At 60.9% G+C, this 20567-nt stretch carries 18 protein-coding genes and 1 tRNA gene; 13 read left to right on the plus strand and 6 right to left on the minus strand.

The genetic code is table 11. The features are described 5' to 3' along the window. Window positions 1-11: 11 nt before the first annotated feature. Complete coding sequence (locus AC1DIJ_RS09890; protein ID WP_112385348.1) at window positions 12-1046, minus strand: substrate-binding domain-containing protein; 1035 nt, start codon at window positions 1044-1046, stop codon at window positions 12-14. A 198-nt stretch (window positions 1047-1244) separates the two neighbouring features. Then, entirely contained in the window at window positions 1245-2465 is a 1221-nt protein-coding gene (gene phoR / locus AC1DIJ_RS09895; RefSeq protein ID WP_112385347.1) for a phosphate regulon sensor histidine kinase PhoR, read from the minus strand. Window positions 2466-2701: 236 nt separating this feature from the next. Between phoR and ppk2 the strand changes: the two genes are divergently transcribed. Together ppk2 and AC1DIJ_RS09905 are read left to right on the plus strand one after the other, a co-directional pair. After that, the gene (gene ppk2 / locus AC1DIJ_RS09900) at window positions 2702-3583 is read left to right on the plus strand and encodes a polyphosphate kinase 2 (RefSeq protein ID WP_112385346.1); all 882 of its coding nucleotides are present in this window, start codon (window positions 2702-2704) and stop codon (window positions 3581-3583) included. Window positions 3584-3592: 9 nt separating this feature from the next. Next, a complete protein-coding gene (locus AC1DIJ_RS09905; RefSeq protein WP_112385345.1) occupies window positions 3593-4018 on the plus strand; it encodes a hypothetical protein in 426 nt (141 codons plus the stop codon). A 9-nt stretch (window positions 4019-4027) separates the two neighbouring features. On the opposite strand, the gene AC1DIJ_RS09910 is transcribed toward AC1DIJ_RS09905, so the two are convergent. Beyond that, window positions 4028-5239 (minus strand): regulator, encoded by a 1212-nt coding sequence (locus tag AC1DIJ_RS09910; RefSeq protein ID WP_112385344.1) that lies wholly within the window; start codon window positions 5237-5239, stop codon window positions 4028-4030. A 254-nt stretch (window positions 5240-5493) separates the two neighbouring features. On the opposite strand from AC1DIJ_RS09910, the gene AC1DIJ_RS09915 reads away from it, so the two are divergent. From AC1DIJ_RS09915 to AC1DIJ_RS09930, 4 genes are all read left to right on the plus strand, one after another. Beyond that, window positions 5494-6453, plus strand: a complete 960-nt coding sequence (locus tag AC1DIJ_RS09915) for an NAD(P)H-dependent flavin oxidoreductase (RefSeq protein WP_112385343.1) — start codon at window positions 5494-5496, stop codon at window positions 6451-6453. Window positions 6454-6573: 120 nt separating this feature from the next. Then, a tRNA-Thr gene (locus AC1DIJ_RS09920) sits at window positions 6574-6649 on the plus strand. 145 nt (window positions 6650-6794) lie between these two features. Beyond that, window positions 6795-7661, plus strand: a complete 867-nt coding sequence (locus AC1DIJ_RS09925) for a hypothetical protein (RefSeq protein ID WP_112385342.1) — start codon at window positions 6795-6797, stop codon at window positions 7659-7661. A gap of 200 nt (window positions 7662-7861) precedes the next feature. Next, window positions 7862-9352: an MDR family MFS transporter gene (locus AC1DIJ_RS09930; RefSeq protein WP_112385340.1), complete on the plus strand. Its 1491-nt coding sequence runs from the start codon at window positions 7862-7864 to the stop codon at window positions 9350-9352. Window positions 9353-9355: 3 nt separating this feature from the next. Here AC1DIJ_RS09930 and AC1DIJ_RS09935 read toward each other — a convergent pair whose 3' ends face one another. Further along, a complete protein-coding gene (locus AC1DIJ_RS09935) occupies window positions 9356-10252 on the minus strand; it encodes a GntR family transcriptional regulator (RefSeq protein WP_112385339.1) in 897 nt (298 codons plus the stop codon). A 231-nt stretch (window positions 10253-10483) separates the two neighbouring features. Between AC1DIJ_RS09935 and AC1DIJ_RS09940 the strand changes: the two genes are divergently transcribed. From AC1DIJ_RS09940 to AC1DIJ_RS09970, 7 genes are all read left to right on the plus strand, one after another. Continuing rightward, window positions 10484-11986 carry an altronate dehydratase family protein gene (locus AC1DIJ_RS09940; protein ID WP_112385338.1) on the plus strand — a complete coding sequence of 501 codons (1503 nt, stop codon included), beginning with the start codon at window positions 10484-10486 and terminating at the stop codon, window positions 11984-11986. Window positions 11987-12019: 33 nt separating this feature from the next. Further along, window positions 12020-13039, plus strand: coding sequence for an aldo/keto reductase (locus AC1DIJ_RS09945; RefSeq protein WP_112385337.1), 1020 nt, complete (start codon window positions 12020-12022; stop codon window positions 13037-13039). Between the two features lie 9 nt (window positions 13040-13048). Further along, window positions 13049-13498 carry an RbsD/FucU domain-containing protein gene (locus AC1DIJ_RS09950; RefSeq protein WP_112385336.1) on the plus strand — a complete coding sequence of 150 codons (450 nt, stop codon included), beginning with the start codon at window positions 13049-13051 and terminating at the stop codon, window positions 13496-13498. 210 nt (window positions 13499-13708) lie between these two features. Further along, window positions 13709-14695, plus strand: a complete 987-nt coding sequence (locus AC1DIJ_RS09955) for an ABC transporter substrate-binding protein (protein WP_112385335.1) — start codon at window positions 13709-13711, stop codon at window positions 14693-14695. Window positions 14696-14817: 122 nt separating this feature from the next. After that, on the plus strand, window positions 14818-16371 hold the full coding sequence (locus AC1DIJ_RS09960) for a sugar ABC transporter ATP-binding protein (protein ID WP_112385334.1): 1554 nt from the start codon (window positions 14818-14820) through the stop codon (window positions 16369-16371). 28 nt (window positions 16372-16399) lie between these two features. Then, complete coding sequence (locus AC1DIJ_RS09965) at window positions 16400-17374, plus strand: ABC transporter permease (RefSeq protein ID WP_112385333.1); 975 nt, start codon at window positions 16400-16402, stop codon at window positions 17372-17374. Window positions 17375-17432: 58 nt separating this feature from the next. Next, window positions 17433-18452 (plus strand): zinc-binding alcohol dehydrogenase family protein, encoded by a 1020-nt coding sequence (locus AC1DIJ_RS09970; protein ID WP_112385332.1) that lies wholly within the window; start codon window positions 17433-17435, stop codon window positions 18450-18452. Here AC1DIJ_RS09970 and AC1DIJ_RS09975 read toward each other — a convergent pair whose 3' ends face one another. Both AC1DIJ_RS09975 and AC1DIJ_RS09980 read right to left on the minus strand, forming a co-directional pair. Beyond that, window positions 18453-19175, minus strand: a complete 723-nt coding sequence (locus tag AC1DIJ_RS09975; RefSeq protein WP_112385331.1) for a copper homeostasis protein CutC — start codon at window positions 19173-19175, stop codon at window positions 18453-18455. A 32-nt stretch (window positions 19176-19207) separates the two neighbouring features. Beyond that, on the minus strand, window positions 19208-20419 hold the full coding sequence (locus AC1DIJ_RS09980; RefSeq protein WP_112385330.1) for a LysR family transcriptional regulator: 1212 nt from the start codon (window positions 20417-20419) through the stop codon (window positions 19208-19210). Window positions 20420-20567: the final 148 nt, after the last annotated feature.

The raw sequence follows: 20567 nt of genomic DNA on the forward strand, positions 1-20567 counted from the left end.
CAGCTTATTGATTACATCGTCTTTTCGGCTTCTACGGCCTTGCGGATCTCTTCGCGCTCGGCGTCCGGAGCAGCCACGAGGCCGTATTCGACGAGCGGGCTGTCAGGGCCGATCATCTGGTCGGATACGAAGAAGTTGACGTATTCCTTCAGGCCGGGAACGGCGCCGAGATGTGCCTTCTTGACGTAGAAGAACAGCGGGCGGGAAACCGGGTAGGTGCCGTCAGCGATGGTCTCGGTCGACGGAACGATACCGCTCATCGAAGCAACCTTGAGCTTGTCAGCGTTGTTTTCGTAGAAGGAGAGGCCGAATACACCAACGCCGGTCTTGTTGGCAGCGATGCGTGCCAGCGTTTCCGGATAGTCGCCGTCGATATCGACTGCAGCGCCGTCCTTACGGACCGCGACGCAAGCCTTCTGCTGAGCGGCCTTATCGGTGATTTCCTTGGCGATGACGTCGAGTGCGCCCGAAGCCTTGCAGCCGGCGGCCAAAACGTTCAGTTCGAAGACTTCGCGGGTGCCGTGCTTTTCGCCCGGGATGTAGGCAGCGATATCAACAGCCGGGAGCTTCGGATTGACTTCCGACCACTTCTTGTAAGGGTTGGCAACGAGCTTGCCGTCAACGACGACCTGCGCAGCGAGAGCCTTGTAGAGGTCCTCAGGAACGTAGGCGACGTCAGGGTTGGACGAGTCGGTTGCGAAGACGATACCGTCATAACCGATCTTCACTTCCTGGATGTCGGTGACGCCAGCGGTCTTGCAGGCTTCCAGTTCGTTCTTGTTGATCGGACGCGAAGCGTTTGCAACGTCGATGGTGTCTTCGCCAACGCCCTTGCAGAATTCCTTGAGGCCAGCGCCCGTGCCGCCGGATTCAACGACCGGCGTCTTGAAGTTGGTGAAGGTTTCGCCGAAGGATTCAGCGACGATCTTAGCGTAAGGCAGAACGGTGGACGAGCCGGCAACCTGGATCTGGTCGCGAGCGGCTGCAGCGCCTGCAAAAGCAACGGTTGCGGCAAGAGCGGCAACGGTAAGTTTAAGCGTGTTCATCAAAAAATCTCCCGGCATTGGGCTTTGTGTGGGCAGGCCCCCCAGGGCCCTCGCATTGCCTTTTTTCATCGGCAGCCACTCTTTAGCCCCTGATGCACAGAGCTTTTATGTCACTTTGGTGAAACATTTGTGACAGGTTAAATTATTGAAATGAAATAATAAAAATTTTGGATGTTATGGATGTGTTGCGGCTTTATGTCAAAACCGCACCGTAAAGGCCGTTCCCTTACCAACCTCGGACTTGACGATCAGCCGTGCACGATGGCGCGTGAGGATGTGCTTGACGATCGCAAGCCCCAGGCCGGTGCCCTTTTTCGACCGGCTGTCCTCGATGCTGACGCGGTAAAAGCGCTCGGTCAGGCGCGGAACATGCTCTGCCGGAATGCCCGGCCCCTTGTCGGCGACGGTAACTTCAACCGGCTGTCCGGACCCGTTCTTGACCGTCACATCGACAGCCTTGCCTTCCTGGCCATATTTGCAGGCGTTTTCGATCAGATTTTCGAAAACTTGTACCAGTTCGTCGCGATCTCCGAGCACCTCCGCCTGGCCTTCCGGCAGATGAAGGTTGATCTCGACGCCGACATCCTTCGCCAGAGGGGCGAGCGAATCCCTGACATGACCGAGCAACGGAACGAGATCGACCTTTTCATCCGGCGCGATATGCGACTTCAGCTCGAGGCGCGACAGAGACAGCAGATCATCGACCAGCCGGCTCATGCGCGTCGTCTGGTCGAACATGATGCCGAGGAAGCGCTCCTGCGCCTTCGCGTCGTTCTTCGCGGGGCCCTGAATGGTCTCGATGAAGCCGCGCAGGGAGGCGAGCGGCGTGCGAAGCTCATGGCTCGCATTGGCCACGAAGTCCGAGCGCATGCGGTCGATGCGCCTCACCTCGGAAATATCGCGGAAGGACAGGATGAAGAAATGCTCGGCATTTTCGCCACCGCCAAGATCGATCGGCGCGCTGCGGACGATATAGACCCGCTCGGAGGGAAGCCTCTCAGAGTGCTCGATCTGGTTCGGCGCGTTGGTGACGATGGTTTCGCGCACCATGTCGAGAATACCGGGCGACCGGAGACGGGCAGAAATATGAGCGCCGATGATCATTTCGCCGAAGGCCTTCTCAGCCGCCCGGTTCTGGAAGAGAACCGAGGCATCGCCCGAGAGCACCATGACGGGAATATCCAGTCCGGCAAGCGTTGCCGAAACCTCCGGCAGACGGCTTTTCGGCGCTTCCGGTTCAGGAACGGGCAGCTCGGCGAGCTTTGCCTGCACGGCAGGCTCGGCATTCATGATGACGACAAGCAGCATGAGGGCAACAAGGGCCACGACGCCCCATTTGTTCATGTCTGCCGCCAGCGCCACCATTCCGATGACAAGTACGGCCAGAAGCACTGGCCGCTCCTGCCTGATGCGGGCCATCAGCCCCGATGTCCATGGCGTTTCCTCTTCCACGTGCCCCTCGCCCGCATCGGGTCCTGTTTATCGCTTCAAACTTTGCCTAATAGCGCTGATTCATGACAGAAGTTTTCGGCTGCGGCCACCAGCCACGAAACAAGCCGTGGAAACACACAGCTTTTTCTGAATTCCCCGAGAGATTTGATTTTTCACACGAAATATGATCGCCTGCTCGAAAGCCGACGTTGCTGGAGGAAATCATGGGCGAGGATGTCGAAAGCCGCGCAGTCGAACTGGAGATCAGGGGCAAGAAGCGTGTCTTCGATGTTGATGATCCGGTCCTGCCCGATTGGATCAGCGACAACGCGCTCGAATCCGGCGACTTTCCCTACAAGAAGAAGCTGAATGAAGAAGACTATCTCGAAGACCTCGAGAAGCTGCAAATCGAACTGGTCAAGGTGCAGTTCTGGCTGCAGGCGACCGGCAAGCGGGTGATGGCGCTGTTCGAGGGCCGGGATGCCGCCGGCAAGGGGGGCGCGATTTCCGCATCGTCTGCCCGCATGAACCCACGCCTCGCCCGCGTCGTCGCGCTGGCGAAGCCGACCGAACGCGAAGCCGGACAATGGTATTTCCAGCGCTATATCAGCCAGTTCCCCACCGCGGGCGAATTCGTGCTCTTCGACCGCTCCTGGTATAACCGCGCCGGGGTCGAACCGGTCATGGGGTTCTGCACACCAAAGCAGTACGAGGATTTCCTGGAACAGGCGCCGCAGCTTGAGAAGGTGATTGCCCACGAAGGCATTCATTTCTTCAAATTCTATCTGGATATCGGCCGCGAAATGCAGCTCAAGCGCTTTCATGACCGCAGACACGACCCACTCAAGGTTTGGAAGCTATCGTCCATGGATATCGCGGCACTGACGAAATGGGGCGACTACAGCGACAAGCGCGACCGGATGCTGAAAGCGACGCATACCGAATTCGCGCCTTGGACCGTCATCCGCGCCAACGACAAGCGGAGAGCACGGATCAACCTGCTTCGCCACATGCTGAAGACGATGGACTACGACGGCAAGGACAAGAGCGCGCTCGGCGAACTCGACGAGAAGATCATCGGCTCGGGTCCCGGCTTTCTGAAATAGGATGGATTAATGCAGACTGCAGCGGCAATCGGCGGATTCTTGACGGTACTTGGACTCGCCGCACAGGCACATGCCTGCGTGCTGCTGCAGGATGTCGATTACAGCGTGCTCTATCGCTCAGATACGATCGTCAGGGCGAAAGTCGTCGGCTACCAGAGCCGCCCAGAGCAGAAGGACGCGCTCTTCCGTCTTGAGATTGAGCAGGTGCTCACCGGCAAGAGCGTCGAGCGCCAAATCATCGAGGCGCGCTGGGAACGGAAATACAAGCCGGCGCCGCAGATCTGGGACGGCTATACCAACGTGATCGTCGGCCTGCGGCTTTCCAACGATGCACCGGCGCAGATCGTTCGTGAAAGCTGCGGCTTCGACGGCATCGTCGAGGATACGCCGCAGGACCTCTCGATCCTGCTCAGCCAGGCACCCGCCGGCAGCTGATCGAGCCGCTTATTGCCCGGGCAGGATACGCACCGCGTAGAGATTGATCCCGCGAGCCCTGCCATCGACATCGCTGTTGATCAGCAGCTTGCCATCAGAGCTCGGCGCCAGAGAACGGTCGAACCTGACCTGCAGCAGCGCATCCGACTTTTCCCGCGTGACACTGAAACGGTGACGGGCGCAGTTCCCAAGCGTCTGGAAATCGCATTCGACGGTGATCTGCGTCGGCTCGTCGGTGGTCGATTGCAGGGTGATGGCGATGGTGGACGACTTTCCGGCGAGCTGCTGCAACACGGCGGCGGGTACGGTGATGCCGATATTGCCGTCGGCGCCGTTGCTCTGCGAAATCAGCCGGACTGCGGCCGCGTCGTTCTCCGTCACGTTTTCCGTATGCGCCTGTGCACCATTGGCGATCTTGTTGGCATCGGATGGCTTGAAGACCTCGATCCATTCGGGCGAGAAGCTGTTCTGCGGGTCGATGGTTACAGGCTCGTCGGTGTGGCTGCCGGAATTATCTGCCGTCTCGTTCTGGCTGCCGTCGAAATCCTCAGGCTGGGTGCTGGCAGGCGGATTGGCAACGCTGGTATCGCGCTCCGCGGCCGTCAGCAGCAGGCCTGACTTATGCGCCCACCAGGCCCCCATGCCGATAAATGCGATCAGCACGCACCAGACCAGAAGCCTGGAGAAAAACTTGCGCGGCTTTCGGCGCTTGGCCGCCCCTTCCGGGCGGAAATCCATATTGCCGGGAGCCGCAGCCTTGGCCGCCGGACGTGGTTCGGCGGCAAAGGCTTCCTCCGCAGCGGGTGCAGCACCCAGGTGATCGGCAGCACCGGCATGCACGCCGTCCAGGCTCGCATCGTCATATGCGCTGCGCGGCTCTTCGGCATGGCGGGTCTCGCCTGCCAGTTCCGGCGCGGCCGCCTCGGGCGACGGGGCTTCATGATGATAGGGTTCGGGCACTTCGACGACCGGCGGCACCGGCACTTCCGGCGGCCCCTGGCGCGGATGCATGCGCTCACGCTCCTCGGCCTCGATCATGTGGATCGTGGCTTCCAGCCGGTGACGGTGATGGGCGATGGCCTCGCGATCCGTGACGTCCTGCTTGCGCAGCCCTGCCTCCAGCGCCTGGCGCGCGGACTGATAGATTCTGGCGCGGATCTCTGGATTGTCGCGATCGGAATTGCCAAGCGCCGTTCTGATGGCCGTTTCTAATCCGCTCACGTGCGATCCTTCACTCTTGAAACCGGCATTCCGCTCAAATCTTTACAAATACCTAACAAAATCCGGTAGCGGCAACAGCGCCAAACCGCAAGCCTCCGGCACGCCGCCCGGCCGATCGGCAGGGGAAAACGCCGCCTTTCAGAATATCCGAAAATCGCAAAATCGGTAGCCTGCCCAGTTGGGTGGCCTTTTCGGCGCAATGGAACTCTGTTATCAAATTGACGCTTCCGTAAACGTCAATTCATGGTGACCTCATGGCCCTGCCCGAAATCCTGACGAAGAACCTGCGACTGCCGGTGGTGGCCTCGCCGCTCTTCATCATCTCGCATCCGGCCCTGACACTGGCGCAATGCAGGGCAGGCGTCATCGGCGCGTTTCCGGCGCTCAACGCCCGCCCGGCAAGCCAGCTCGACGAATGGCTGGCGATGATCACCGAGGATCTTGCCGCCCACAATGCCGCAAATCCGGACCGGCCGGCGGCGCCGTTTGCGGTCAACCAGATCGTCCATATGTCGAACAAGCGGCTGGAGCACGACCTGATGCTCTGCGTGAAATACAAGGTGCCCGTCGTCATCTCCTCGCTCGGCGCCGTGCCGGAGGTAAATGCCGCCGTGCATTCTTATGGCGGCATCGTGCTGCATGACGTCATCAACAACCGCCACGCCAACTCGGCGATCCGCAAGGGTGCCGACGGGCTGATTGCGGTCGCCGCCGGCGCCGGCGGCCATGCCGGCACGCTGTCGCCCTTCGCCCTCATCCAGGAAATCCGTGAATGGTTCGATGGCCCGTTGCTGCTTGCCGGCGCCATCGCCAATGGCGGGGCGATCCTGGCGGCCGAGGCGATGGGCGCCGACATGGCCTATATCGGCACCCCCTTCATCGCCACCGAGGAGGCCCGAGCGAGCGACGCCTACAAGCAGGCAATCGTCGACGGGGCGGCCAACGATATCGTCTATTCGAACTATTTTACCGGCGTGCATGGCAATTATCTGAAGCCATCGGTGAAATCCGCAGGCCTCGACCCCGACAACCTGCCTATCGCCGATCCCTCGAAGATGGATTTCGAACAGGCAGTCGGCGGCGCCAAGGCCTGGAAGGATATATGGGGCAGCGGCCAGGGCATCGGCGCCATCAAGGCTGTCGAGCCGGTTGCCAAGCTCGTCGATCGCCTCGACAGCGAATACCGTGCCGCCCGCGCCCGCCTCAGCCTCTAGCACGATTTCCACAGCGCCGGTCTTTTTTGCCAAAGCCGCCAGACGGCGCTTGAAATCTTCAAACAATGGCTGTATCAGCGCCATGCAAATCGCGGGCCGCCTGGTTCGGCCGCACGGATTGCCGCTTTAGCTCAGGTGGTAGAGCACATCATTCGTAATGATGGGGTCGCAGGTTCGAGTCCTGCAAGCGGCACCATTTGCTTTTCCCAGTCGTTTCGATACCGCTAAAAACACAGCCTATGGCTTTGTTAAGCTTTTTCATAGTTACGCAATGATTGAAATACATGGTTAACCCTTGATTGATATCCTTTCCTCCAGTTGTGATTTGGGGGATAGTTTCCATGAAAGGTTTGGCTGCCGCGGTTTTGGCGTCGGCGTTTTCGGTCGTTGGCGTTCACGGGGCGATGGCTGCCGATCTGGCGCCTAACGATCTGATGATCCCGAAGTTTCTGCTCGATGAACCGGAAAAAGTGCCGGCAACGGCGAGCCGGTTTACCGGATATATCGAAGGGGGCTTCGAGACCGGCACATCGCGCGACACCGAGCTCGACAGCCGCTCGTGGCGGTTGCGCGGATCGATGAATGCGAGTTCCGACACCGGGCTCAACCTGCAGGCCGATGCCGACTATGCGCATTCCTATCTCCAGGAATACGGCTGGAACGACAATATCGGCGGTACGCTGCATGTGTATTACCGGCCTGACGGCAACTATGCGTTCGGCGTCTTCGGCCAGACCGGACGGTTTGAATCGCGCTTCCTGCCGGATACGACCGCGCGCGATTATCTCGGCGGCCTGGAAGCCGCATGGCTCGGCACCGACATGACCATCTATGGTCAGGCCGGCCTCGGCACGACCGATATCGGCGGTTTCGACTATGATCACTATGCCGGCCGTGCCGGGATGCGCTATTTCTTCACAGACAATATCCGCGCCGATTTCGAAGCTGCTTTCGACCGCTATCAGGATGACGTCGAGACGGCCGATATCTGGAAGATCTCCGCGATCGGCAACTACCGGCCGGATGGCACGCCGGTCTCCTTCTATGCGGGCTACCGCTTCGAGCATGCCAAGCTCACTGTCGACGACTTCGGCAGCGACAGCGACATCTCCAACAACTTCCTCGTCGGCATGCGCTATCACTTCGGCTCGAGCAGCTTGAAGGACGAAGAGAGCAACGGCCCGATCTGGCGCGGAGCGTCGTTCTAGGCAGTAACGGGATTGACGATGGCCGCCGCAGCGAAACCATCGCTGCGGCGGTTTTGCGTTGTGTAACCGGAAGGATAATTGGCTTTACAGAGCCCGCAGCAAGGGCCTAAAAACCAAAGCAGCACTTCGCGCCGGCGCTTGCCCCTTTCTGCCGAGCCGCCTTCGATGACGGCATAGCGAAGCATCCTGAAAGGTAAGTCATGTCTGATACGGCCCAGCGCTCGAACCGCGTTCTCGTTGTCGCGACCATCATGTTTGCCACCTTCATGGTGGCGATCGAAGCCACGATCGTGGCGACCGCCATGCCGCGCATCGTCGGCCAGCTCGGCGGTTTCAGCTACTACAGCTGGGTATTTTCGGCCTTCCTGCTGGCGCAATCGACGACCACCGTCATCTACGGCAAGCTCTCCGACATCTTCGGCCGCAAGCCGGTGCTGATCGGCGGCATCGTGGTGTTCCTGATCGGCTCGCTGCTTTGCGGCTTTGCCTGGTCGATGACCTCGCTGATCGTCTTCCGCCTGCTGCAAGGCCTCGGCGCAGGCGCCATCCAGCCGGTGACGATGACGATCATCGGCGACCTCTTCAAGCTCGAGGAACGCGGCCGTGTCCAGGGCATCATGGCAACGGTGTGGGCAACCTCGGCGGTGGTCGGGCCTCTCGCCGGCGGCGTCATCGTCGACAATATTTCCTGGGCGTGGATCTTCTGGATCAATCTGCCAATCGGCGTCTTCTCGATCATCGCCTTCTCGCTGTTCCTGAAGGAGACCGTGGCGCACAAGGAGGCCAGCATCGACTATCTCGGCGCGATCCTGTTTTCGATTGCCATCATCGCCGTGCTGGTGATCCTGACCGAGACGGATGCCAGCGCCTGGATCCTGCTCTCGCTCGCCGCCGTCTTCGTCATTTCAGGCGCCCTGTTCTTCTGGCAGGAGAAGCGGACGCCCGAGCCGATCATCTCGATCGCGCTGTGGAGCCGGCGTCTCGTCGCGACGAGCAATATCTGCATGCTGCTTGCCGGGATGGCGCTGATCGGCCTTTCCACCATTCTCCCTGTCTATATTCAGGGCGTGCTTGGCCGCTCGCCGATCGTGGCCGGTTTCACGCTGACCATGCTGGTTGTCGGGTGGCCGCTGTCGGTGATGATGTCGAGCAAGCTGTTCAAGGCCTTCGGCATTCGCAACACCCTGCGCTTCGGCAGCCTGCTGTTTCCGTTCGGTGCGCTTTTCCTGCTGTTCCTGACGCCTGACAGCTCGCCGATCGTTGCCGGTGCAGGCTCGTTCTTCATGGGCTTCGGCATGGGCCTCATCAACCTCACCAGCATTGCGCTGGTGCAAGACAGTGTCGAATGGTCGATGCGCGGCAGCGCCACGGCCTCGATCATTTTCGCGCGAAGCCTCGGCAATACGCTGGGCGCCACCGTGCTCGGGGCGATCCTGAATGCCGGGATCAATCACTATGCCAGCGGCGACACCGCCGAAAACCTGCACAACGTCCTGAACCAGCCGACCGGATTGACCGAGCTCGCAGGCGATCGCGTTGTGCGCGGCATCTTCGATGCTTCATTGCACTGGAGCTTCTGGGGTATTGTCGTGGTGGCGGTGATGACGCTGATTTCGACCTGGCTCATCCCTGTCGGCGATCATCGCCGCAAGACGACGAGTGTTTCCGCCAGCGAAGCGGCATCGCACTAAGGATCAGACATCGGCCGGATTCTGCGGCAGCGATTGCAGCAGGGTCTGGCGGGCCGAGCGCAGGTGCAGGCGGGCCGAGAAATCGATCTGCGCCTGATCGCCGGATTCCAGCGCGGCGATGTAATCGAGATGTTCGTGAATGGCGCGCTCGTTGCGCTGGCGGGCCGCCGCCTTGTTCCACTGGTAGTGATAGTGGAAGACGATGGCGATGGCATCGTAGAAATCGGCGATAAAGCGGTTCTTCGAAGCGCGGTGGATCAGCAGATGGAAGCGCTCGTCGAGTGCCGAGAACTCCTTATAGCGGCGATCCATGTCGGCAAGCACATCGAGATGGTCCTGCTTGATGACGGCCAGATGCTGCCAAGCGGCATGGTCCTTCGGAAGACGGCCGAAATCGGCAGCCGAGTGCAGCTCGAACATCTCGCGCACATCGGCGAGTTCCAGCGCGAATTCGCGGGTGAAGCCCTTCAATATCCAATGACTGTTCGGGCGCTTCTCGATCAGCCCAAAACGGGAGAAGCGGATCAGGAATTCGCGAACGCTTGTCGTTCCGGTGCCAATCTCGCGAGCCAGCTCCAGTTCGTTGATCTGCATGCCGGGCGCGGCGTCATCCGAGAGGATGCGCTGCATGAAGCTGCGCTCGATGATGTCGTGCAGCGAGTCCGTTTCCTCGGAGGGGAAGAGATCCTTGGCGGTCGGCGCCCTGAGCACGATCTTCTGACGCTTGTTCCAGCGAATGATCCCCTCGTCGCTCAGGCGTGTCAGGATCGCCCGCGCGGTGCTGCGGCTGATGCCCAGCTGGGCGGCAATTTCGGGTTCCGACGGCAGCGCGGCATCCGGACGCAGTGCGGCCGCATACCTGTTGTACGCTTCCTTGAAGACGGTATTCTGTCTTGCCATGCCACCCCGCTCCTTCCCGCGCGCCGAGACCCTGCACGCGATCGTGCGGCCAGTGCGCCGGGGGCTTATCCATTGCAATCCTTATATTATTCTGGATTGCTTGCGGCTGTTTGCCTCCCTCGTCCACAGGAACAATATTCCCGTTGACTTCAAAATGTTTATTGTAGATAAAAAACAAAATCAATGCGCATTTCGCCAATGCAGCGAGCGTTTTCCTCAGGGAGAAGACAATTGGACAAACTTCCTTGGCTCATCCTTTCGGCCGGAGATAATGTCGCCGTCGCCACGTCGGTCATCGAGCCCGGAGCCATTGTTGCCGGCGTTGCCGCACGGCAGAAAATCGACCCGGGCCACAAGGTTGCGATCGCCGACATCCCGCTCGGCACGCCCGTTGTCAAGTATGGCCAGGCGATCGGGCGCACCACCTCAGAGGTGAAGGCGGGCGACCACGTCCACAGCCACAATCTGCATTTCGAAAACGACCGCCTGGCAGCGACCGCCAATTCCGCGCCGGAAGCGGCGACTGCCGAAGACAAGGCCCGCACCTTCATGGGCTACAAGCGCGCCGACGGCCGCTCCGCGACCCGCAATTACATCGGCATCATCGCCAGCGTGAACTGTTCCACCACCGTCTGCCGCGCCATTGCAGACGAAGCAAACCGGACGATCCTGCCGCATTACGAAGGTATCGACGGCTTCGTGCCGATCGTTCACGACCAGGGCTGCGGCATGAGCTCGACCGGCGACGGCATGGCCGTTCTGCATCGGACGCTTGCCGGCTATACGCGCCACGTCAATTTCGGCGGCGTGCTGATGATCGGCCTCGGCTGCGAGGTCAATCAGCTGACGCTTTACGGCCAGAGCGGCGCCGGCGACACCAAGCGCCATTTCAACATTCAGGATGCCGGCGGCTCGCGCCGCGCGGTCGAGCGGGCCATGGGCATGCTGCGCGAGATCGCCGCCGATGTCGGCAAGGAACGCCGCGTGGCGCTGCCGATCAGTGACATCATCATCGGTCTGCAGTGTGGCGGCTCGGACGGCTTTTCCGGGATCACCGCCAATCCGGCGCTCGGAGTCGCAGCCGATCTGCTTGCGGCAGCCGGCGGCACCTCCATTCTCTCGGAAACCTCGGAAATCTATGGCGCCGAACATCTACTGCGCAGCCGTGCCGTCAGCGACGACGTGGCCAGGAAGCTCGATGAGAAGATCGTCTGGTGGGAGAAGTATGTAGGCCTGCATGGCGCGTCGCTCGACAACAATCCCTCGCCCGGCAACAAGCGCGGCGGCCTGACAACCATTCTTGAGAAGTCGCTTGGCGCCGTCGCCAAGGGTGGGCGCTCGCCGCTGACAGCCGTCTATGGCTATGCCGAGCGCGTCACGGCGCCGGGTCTCGTCTTCATGGATACGCCCGGCTACGACCCGGTCTCGGCAACCGGACAGGTCGCGGGCGGCGCCAACATGATCGCGTTCACGACGGGACGCGGCAGCTGCTTCGGCTGTCGTCCCGCTCCATCGCTGAAGCTGTCGAGCAACTCGGCGCTCTATGCGGCGATGGAAGAGGACATGGATATCGACTGCGGCACGATCGCATCAGGTGACGCGACGATCTCGGGCAAGGGCCGCGAGATCTTCGAGCTCATCATCAACACCGCATCGGGCAAGAAGACCAAGAGCGAAGAGTTCGGCTACGGCGATAACGAATTCGTGCCGTGGCATCTTGGAGCAACGCTCTAATATACAGACAGACAAGTCTTCAGAGGAGGAATGATGAAGACGAGGAGGATCGGCAAGACGGATCTGCAGGTGACCGAAATCAGCTTCGGTGCTGCAGCTCTCGGCGGCCTCTACCGCGCCTGCCCGCGCGAGCAGGCAATGGGCACGCTGGATGCGGCCTGGGATGCCGGTATCCGCTATTTTGACGTGGCGCCCTGGTATGGCCTCGGCCTCGCCGAGCGCACTGTCGGCGACTTCCTGCGGGCCAAGCCGGAAGCCGAGTACGTGCTGTCGACAAAGGTCGGCCGTCTGCTGCGGCCGGTGCCGACGGGCACCGTGCCCGATTACAGTTATGTCGATCCGCTCTCCTTCGATGCGGACTATGACTATTCCTATGACGGCATCATGCGCTCGGTCGATTTCAGCTATGCGCGGCTTGGCCTCAATCGCATCGACATCCTCTATGTGCACGATATCGGCGGCTATACGCATGGCGCCGCGAAGAATGCCGTCTACCTGAAGCAGTTTCTCGACAGCGGCATCAAGGCACTGGAGCAGCTGAAATCGAGCGGCGCGATCAAGGCGTTCGGCCTTGGTGTCAACGAAGTGCCGGTTTGCCTCGACGTGATGCGCAATGCCGATATCAACGTGATCCTGATGGCCGGGCGCTATACGCTGCTCGACCGTTCCGCGGTGGCCGAACTCATTCCGCTCTGCCAGCAGAAGGGCACGAGCCTTGTGGTCGGCGGCGTCTTCAATTCGGGGATCCTGGCGACCGGGCCGGTCCCTGGCGCGCATTTCGACTATATGGCGCCGACGCCTGATGTCGTTGCCAAGGTGACCGCGATGGAAGAGATCGCCAAGCGCCACGGCGTTCCCTTGGCCGCGCCTGCGCTGCAATTCCCGCTTCGCGATTCATTCGTCTCATCGGTGCTGATCGGCACAGCCAGGGCATCCGGCCTCGAGCGCAACATGCAGCTTTTCGAGCCGCGCCTGCCCGACAGCATCTTTCCGGAATTCGAAAGCCAAACGCTCGTTGCCAAGCCATTGGGCAGCGATGCCGTTCGTATGTAGGAGCCACGCATGCTTAAGGGTGTCCACCCCGTCCTCAGCCCCGACCTGCTTCTGGCGATCGCCAGAATGGGACATGGCGACGAGATCGTCATCGCCGACGCCAACTTCCCGTCCGCCAGCATGGGCCCGGAGATGATCCGCGCCGACGGCGTGAGCGCCACCGATATGGCCGAAGCAATCCTGACCCACTTCCCGCTCGACACTTTCGTGCCGGAAAGTGCATGGCGTATGGAAGTCGTCGGTGACCCGGCAGCGGTGCCCGAGGTCTGCGCCGAGTTCCAGGCGATCGTCGACCGCAAGGCGGGTGACAGCTTCCGTATCGCGACGCTGGAGCGCTTCGCCTTCTACGAACGGTCGCGCAAGGCCGCCTATATTGTCGCGACCACCGAATTCCGGCTCTACGGCAATCTGATCCTGAAGAAGGGCGTCGTTCTTCCCGAAGAGGTCTATCGCGGCTGACGACAATTTTAGAGTATCTTTGAATTGATGGAAAAACATCAGCTTAAGGAGGATTGAAGGAAGCGAAAAAGGCGAAATTGCCCCACTTGCAATTTCAAAAAGCCTCAGCTAGCTTCATCCGGCAAATGTTTTTTATCGATAAAAATCGTCCGCCTGCGTTCAGCGGTCTGGTTTTCTGGAGGAGAACGCAACTTGGGAGGAGAACCCACAATGAGCATGAAGTCCATCCTTTCCCGCCGGGCGTTTAGCGCTCTCGCAGGTGCAGCCTTTATCGCAACGGCAATGCCGATGCCGTCCTTCGCTGCCGAAGTGACGATCCCGATCATCGTCAAGGACACCACGTCCTTCTACTGGCAGATCGTTCTGGCCGGCGCCCGCAAGGCCGGTACCGATCTCGGCGTCAAGGTGCCGGAACTCGGCGCGCAGTCTGAATCCGACGTCAACGGCCAGATCAGCATTCTCGAAAACGCTGTTGCCGGCAAGCCGGCCGCTGTCGTCATCTCGCCGACCGAATTCAAGGCGCTCGGCAAGCCGATCGACGAAGCTGCCAAGTCCGTTCCGATCATCGGTATCGACTCCGGCGCTGACTCCAAGGCCTTCAAGTCGTTTCTGACCACCGACAATACCCAGGGCGGCCGCATCGCTGCCGACGGTCTTGCCGCTGCCATCAAGGGCGCCACCGGCAAGGAAGAAGGCGAAATCGCCATCATCACCAGCATTGCCGGTGCAGGTTCGCTCGAACAGCGCCGCGAAGGCTTCCTCGATCAGGTCAAGACCAAGTATCCGGGCCTGAAGGTGATCGCCGACAAGTATGCTGACGGCCAGGCAACCACCGGCCTCAACATGATGACCGACCTCATCACTGCCAACCCGAACATCGTTGGCGTTTTCGCGTCCAACCTGATCATGGCACAGGGCGTTGGCCAGGCGATTGCTGAAAACAAGCTCGGCGACAAGGTCAAGGTCATCGGCTTCGACAGCGACGACAAGACCGTCGGCTTCCTGAAGGATGGCGCACTGGCCGGTCTCGTGGTGCAGGACCCCTATCGCATGGGTTACGACGGCATCAAGACCGCGCTCGCCGTCTCCAAGGGTGAGAAGGTCGAACAGAACGTGGATACCGGCGCCAACCTGGTCACCAAGGCCAACATGGCAGAGCCGAAGATCGACGCTCTTCTGAACCCGAAGATCAAGTAATCTTCAGTCGGGGCCGCGCGTAAGAAATTCCGCGCGGCCTTTTCTTCACCTGTGTTATCGTCCGCGTGGGAGCGCGGAACCTGGGTGGAGAAACAGGAATTCGCATATGGGAGGAGAGGTCCATGGACGGACTGGAAGAGGTCAGTCATCGCCACGATGACAGTGCCACGCTGAAAGAGGCAAGCCGTATTCCGGCAGGTTCGCCCATCCTGGAACTCAAGGGATTGCAGAAGAATTACGGCTACGTCCAGGCGCTGAAACCAGCGACAGTGACATTCCTGGCCGGTGAAATTCACGCGATCGTCGGCGAAAACGGTGCCGGAAAATCCACCCTCATCAAGCTTCTGACTGGGGTCATCACCCGCACGGCGGGTGAAATTCTCTGGTGCGGCCACCCCGTCGGTCTGTCTTCGCCGAACGAGGCGATCGCCCGCGGTATCAATGCCGTTCACCAGGAAGTGGTTCTTTGCCCCCACCTGACTGTTGCTGCCAACCTCTTCCTCGGCGACGAGGTCAATCAGTTCGGCCTGATGCGCAAGAAGCAGATGGTCAACATGGCCCAGACCGTGCTCGACGACCTCGGCTTCGGACTGCCAGCCAATGCCCTGCTCAGTGATCTGACCATTGGCCAGCAGCAGCTTGTCGCCACCGCGCGGGCCGCAATGCGCGGCACGCAGTTCCTGATCTTCGACGAACCGACGGCCTATCTGACGCGCCAGGAATCGGCCCAGCTCTTCAAGCTGATCCGCAGGCTGCAGGCCGAAGGCGTGACGATCGTCTATATCAGCCACCGCATGGAAGAAGTGTTCGAGCTCGCAGACCGGGTTTCGGTGCTGCGCGACGGAACCCATGTCGGCACCCGGCTGATCGGCGAGACCAACGAGAACGAGTTGATCGCGCTGATGATCAACCGCTCGATCGAGCAGATCTATCACAAGGAAGAGATTGCGATCGGCGAGACGATCGTCGAAGTCCGCGGCCTCTCCGGCCCGGGTTTCGAAGACATATCGCTGAGCGTCAAGGCGGGACAGATCGTCGGCCTCTACGGCCTCATCGGCGCCGGCCGCAGCGAATTCGCACTCGGGCTCTACGGCCGGGAAAAGACCACATCAGGTGAAATTCACTGGATGGGCAAGAAGGTCGACATCAAGAACGAGCGCGCGGCCATGGATCTCGGCATCGCGCTGGCGCCGGAAAGCCGCCGCGACCAGGGGCTCTGCCTCAACCTGCCGATCGGCCTCAATATCAACCTGCCTGTCTTCAAGCGGCTGAGCAGCGGACCCGTCATCAATCATACCGTCGAGACAGCGAACGCCGACAAGCAGATCCGCGATCTCAGCATCAAGACGCCGAGCCGCCGCGTGAATGCATCCAGCATGTCCGGCGGCAACCAGCAGAAGATCGTCATCGGCAAATGGCTGAGCCATGGCGCGCGGCTGTTCATCTTCGACGAGCCGACTGTCGGCGTCGATGTCGGCACCAAAGCGGAAATCTACCGGCTCTTTGCCAAGCTATTGAAGGAAGGCGCGGGTATCATCCTGATCTCCTCCTACCTGCCTGAAGTCTACGAGCTTGCGGACCGGCTGCATGTGTTCCGCGGCGGCAAGCTTGTTGCCAGCCATGATTTCCACGCAGCGTCGCATGAAGAAGTGCTTGGCGAAGCGATTGGCGTCTGAGCAAGAAGAATAAGAGGGAGAGAGAACAGTGACTGCAACCCCCACCGAAATTGCGCCTCCGCCGCCACGCCGCAAGGTCAACATTCTGTTCGGCCTGACGCTGATCGGTCTGCTGCTCTTCCTCTGGCTGATGCTCGGAATTTTCACCGCCAGCTTCTGGACGCCCCTGAACATCAGCAACCTGCTGCGGCAGGGATCGATGACGGCCATCCTGGCGCTCGGGCAGACCTTCGTGATCATCACGGCGGGTATCGACCTGTCGGTGGGCGCCATCGTCGGCTTTGCCGGGGTCATCATCGCCTGGCTTCTGCAGGCGGGCGTCCCGGTCTGGGCGGCTATCCTGCTCACCCTGCTGTTTGGCGTGCTGATTGGCACCTTTCACGGCTTCGGTATCGTCAAGATGGGCCTGCCGCCTTTCATCATCACGCTGGCAACGCTGACATCGTTGCGCGGTATCGGCCTTTTGATCACCAACGGCTCGTCGATCAATATCGTCAACGAGGACTTCTCGAACTTTGCCCGCGCCGACTTCCTCGGCATTCCAAGCCTGTTCTGGATGGTTATCCTCGTCGCCGTGCCGAGCTTCGTGTTCCTGCATCTCAGCCGCTGGGGCCGCTATCTCTTCGCGGTCGGCTCGAATGCCGAAGCCGCGCGCCTTTCCGGCGTCAATGTCAACCGGATGATCTTCCTCGCCTATATTCTCTCGGCCACCTTCGCCGCCTTCGTCGGCGTGCTGCTGGCCTCGCGTATCGCCATCGGCAACGCGACACAGGCGGACGGCTGGGAGCTGCAGGCGATTGCTTCCTCGGTCATCGGCGGCACGTCGCTCTTCGGTGCGGTCGGCTCCGTCCACGGCCCGCTGATCGGCGCCTTCATTCTGGCGACCATCAACAACGGCGCGAACCTGCTCAACGTCAACTCCTTCTGGCAGCGCATCATCACCGGTCTTCTGATCATCGTGATCGTCTACTTCGACCAGTTGCGCCGCCGCCGGAGCGTCTGAGACGAAAAGCGAAGCCGGTCATCGACCGGCTTCTTCACTTCTGAATGCGAGAAACAAGATGAAAGCAGTGCTTTGCCAGAAGCCCGGTGTGCTCGAAATCGTCGAGCGCCCTTCCCCCGGCACGCCCGCTCCCGGCTGGGTGCGGCTGGCGGTCAGCCATGTCGGCATCTGCGGTACGGACTATCATATCTTCGAAGGCAAGCATCCGTTTCTCGAATATCCGCGCGTCATGGGGCATGAGATATCGGCCACCGTCGCCGAGACCGGCGACGGCTTGGCGATGGCGGTTGGAACGCCTGTGATCGTCAATCCTTACCTTTCCTGCGGCACCTGCGTTGCCTGCCGGAAGGACAAGCCGAACTGCTGCACCAACATCAAGGTTCTCGGCGTCCATACCGATGGTGCCTTCTGCGAAGAGATCACGGTGCCCGCCGGCAATCTCTACGCTGCCAAGGGCCTCAGCCTCGAAGCGGCAGCGACCGTCGAGTTTCTGGCGATCGGCGCGCATGCCGTTCGCCGATCGATGGCAGCCGCCGGTTCGCGCTCGCTCGTCATCGGTGCCGGCCCGATCGGGCTCGGGGCGGCCATCTTCTCCCGTATCGCCGGTCATGAGGTGACGCTGCTCGATACCAGCGCCGAGCGTCTGCGGATGGCCGCCGATCGTTTCGGCTTCCAGTCGGGCATCGTCGCGAACGAGGCAACCGCCGATGCAGTGAAGGCTGCAACAGATGGCGATGGTTTCGACGTCGTCTTCGACGCCACCGGCTACGGTCCGTCGATGGAAAAGGCCTTCTCCTTCGTCGCCCATGGCGGCGCGCTGGTGCTGGTCAGCGTCGTCAAGGACGATATCCGCTTCTCCGATCCTGAGTTCCACAAGCGCGAAATGATGGTGATCGGCAGCCGTAACGCGACGCAGATCGATTTCGAACATGTGGCGGATTCGATCGCCAAGGGCCTCGTGCCGGTCGATAAGCTGATCACCCACCGCACGACGCTCGCGGACGCGCCACGCGATCTCGCCCGCTGGGCGCATGAGAAGAGTGGCCTGATCAAGGCCGTCATCAATGTCGCCGGTTGATCAGACCGCGTCGATGACCTGACGCATCTGGCGGACGATAGACACATCAGTCTGGTTCGAGCTTGGCGCTTCGAAGCCGAAGGCGACCGCGCGCGGGTCCATGCTGGCCACCGCCGAGTTGCAGGAGCCGTGAATTTCCCGGGCGCCGGTAGCACGCAGGATTTCGGCTGCATTGGACGGGCGCACGCCGCTGCCCGGCATGATCGAGATGCGGCCAGCGGCCTTGGCCGAAAGCCGCTTCAGGGTTTCAAGACCGTCCATGGCCTTCGGCACGCAGCCTGATGTCAGGATGCGCTCGCAACCGAGTTCGACGGCCTGTTCAAGCGCCTCATCGGCATCCGGAACCAGATCGAAGGCGCGGTGCAGCGTGGAGCCCAGACCTGCCGCATGAGTCTTGAGGCGATGGATGAGCGGCATGTCGAGCGTGCCGTCCGGCCGGTTGGCGCCGATGACGACACCTGCGAGGCCGAAAGCTCTGACGGCATCGATATCCGCCATCATCGACGCCTCGTCGGCCGCATCGAAGATGAATGGCCCGGCATGCGGGCGGATCATCGCGTAAACAGGGATCGGCGCTGCGGCTGCAGCATTCATCATGCCTGCAACGGGCGTCAACCCGCCGAGCTCGAGAGCAGAGCAGAGCTCGATGCGGTTGGCGCCGCCTTCGATCGCCGCGGCAAGCCCCTTGGCGCTATCCACGCATACTTCTAGCAAAACCGGCATTTCTCATCTCCCGAATTGGCGCGCCGAACGCTCTACGCCATGACCGGCGATTTTGCGATGGGTTGGCCGACGATTTTGCGTACCGCGTCGATAATCATCGTGCAGGCATCGGCGGAAGCTTTCCGGTGATTGAAGGCCACATGATAGGAAATCGGGATCTGCTCGGCCAGATCGACGATCCGCACGCGATCGGCAATCGGCAGCGCGCTGACGCGGCCGAGGAAAGAGACATAGCCGTGATTGGCGACGAGATCGACGATCACGGGCAGCGAATCCGCCGCACGGATATCCTGATTGCGGAAGCGGCGGCTCACCATGCCGGCGCGGCTGAGTGCCGTCGCAGCATCGCCGAGACCCGTGCGCTCGCTTGGGGTGCAGATCGGGTGAGCGGCGACCAACGCGGCGACATCCGCCTCCGTGCTCTCCGGCGGGGCGATGGCGACAAGATCGGTGCGCAGCAGTTCGCGGTTCTGGAAGCTCTCGAGACCGAAAACGGAATCGAGAATGGCGACATCGATACGGCCGGATTTCAGCGCCTCGCGCAGGTCATCGGCGGTCATCGAGATCAGCGAGATGGCATTCTTGTTACGGCCGGTATTCCAGTCTGCCACCAATGCGCCGAGGCAGCGAGCCACCCAGCTTTCGGCGCCGGTCGGGATGATCGAGCCGATCCTCAGCGACCGGGCTGTGCGCTGATAGCGCTCGTCGGCGGCCGATTTCAGGTCGTTCCATGCCTGGCTGATCGCCGAGAAGATGGCGTAGGCGCGCCTGCCCTCCTCGGTCAGCGCCGAGCCCTGCGCCTGCCGTTCGAACAGCTTGTGGCTGGTGAATTTCTCCAGATTGGCGATCTGCAGCGAAAGCTGCGGCTGACCGAGGCCGAGACGGCGGGCAGCACGATTGATGCTTCCCTGATCGGCGACCTCGAGAAAACGCTCCATGGTCGCAACCTTTACCGGGATGCGGGCAGCCCAGCCTTCGAAGTCTTCCGGCGCCTCACCCGAGAGATCGGCAAGTTGACCGATCGCCTCCAGAACGGGCACCAATCCCTCGCCCACCTTGCTGCTGGCGATCAGCGTCACCAGTTCGCCGGAACTGCGTTCCGTCAGTTTCAGCGCCAGTTCGCTTTCGAGATTGGAGACAGCCGCCGACACCGTCGATGCGGCCAGCGTGAAGCGCCGCGCGGTCTCTCTGACGGACCCCGATGACAGGACATGGCTGGCGATGAAAAGGGCGCCCAGATGCAATGCGTGGGTCTCCGGAAGTCACTGAAAATCGGACACTATTGTGTGTTCACGAAAAAAGATATCCCATTTCGGAATTCGCAGGTTATCGTCACCGGACAAGAAAAGCGGGGCGATGGCTGATGAAGCCGTTGAGCACTCGATGATCGTG

This window comes from Rhizobium sp. 10N427 (genome assembly GCF_056394605.1).

Excerpts from the sequence above, each read along its gene's own strand:
- phoR (WP_112385347.1), bottom strand. The coding sequence starts at position 2,465 with ATGGCCCGCATCAGGCAGGAGCGGCCAGTGCTTCTGGCCGTACTTGTC.
- AC1DIJ_RS09975 (WP_112385331.1), bottom strand. The coding sequence starts at position 19,175 with ATGCCGGTTTTGCTAGAAGTATGCGTGGATAGCGCCAAGGGGCTTGCC.
- AC1DIJ_RS09890 (WP_112385348.1), bottom strand. The coding sequence starts at position 1,046 with ATGAACACGCTTAAACTTACCGTTGCCGCTCTTGCCGCAACCGTTGCT.
- AC1DIJ_RS09950 (WP_112385336.1), top strand. The coding sequence starts at position 13,049 with ATGCTTAAGGGTGTCCACCCCGTCCTCAGCCCCGACCTGCTTCTGGCG.
- AC1DIJ_RS09955 (WP_112385335.1), top strand. The coding sequence starts at position 13,709 with ATGAGCATGAAGTCCATCCTTTCCCGCCGGGCGTTTAGCGCTCTCGCA.
- AC1DIJ_RS09925 (WP_112385342.1), top strand. The coding sequence starts at position 6,795 with ATGAAAGGTTTGGCTGCCGCGGTTTTGGCGTCGGCGTTTTCGGTCGTT.
- AC1DIJ_RS09915 (WP_112385343.1), top strand. The coding sequence starts at position 5,494 with ATGGCCCTGCCCGAAATCCTGACGAAGAACCTGCGACTGCCGGTGGTG.
- AC1DIJ_RS09905 (WP_112385345.1), top strand. The coding sequence starts at position 3,593 with ATGCAGACTGCAGCGGCAATCGGCGGATTCTTGACGGTACTTGGACTC.
- ppk2 (WP_112385346.1), top strand. The coding sequence starts at position 2,702 with ATGGGCGAGGATGTCGAAAGCCGCGCAGTCGAACTGGAGATCAGGGGC.
- AC1DIJ_RS09960 (WP_112385334.1), top strand. The coding sequence starts at position 14,818 with ATGGACGGACTGGAAGAGGTCAGTCATCGCCACGATGACAGTGCCACG.
- AC1DIJ_RS09970 (WP_112385332.1), top strand. The coding sequence starts at position 17,433 with ATGAAAGCAGTGCTTTGCCAGAAGCCCGGTGTGCTCGAAATCGTCGAG.
- AC1DIJ_RS09930 (WP_112385340.1), top strand. The coding sequence starts at position 7,862 with ATGTCTGATACGGCCCAGCGCTCGAACCGCGTTCTCGTTGTCGCGACC.
- AC1DIJ_RS09935 (WP_112385339.1), bottom strand. The coding sequence starts at position 10,252 with ATGGCAAGACAGAATACCGTCTTCAAGGAAGCGTACAACAGGTATGCG.
- AC1DIJ_RS09945 (WP_112385337.1), top strand. The coding sequence starts at position 12,020 with ATGAAGACGAGGAGGATCGGCAAGACGGATCTGCAGGTGACCGAAATC.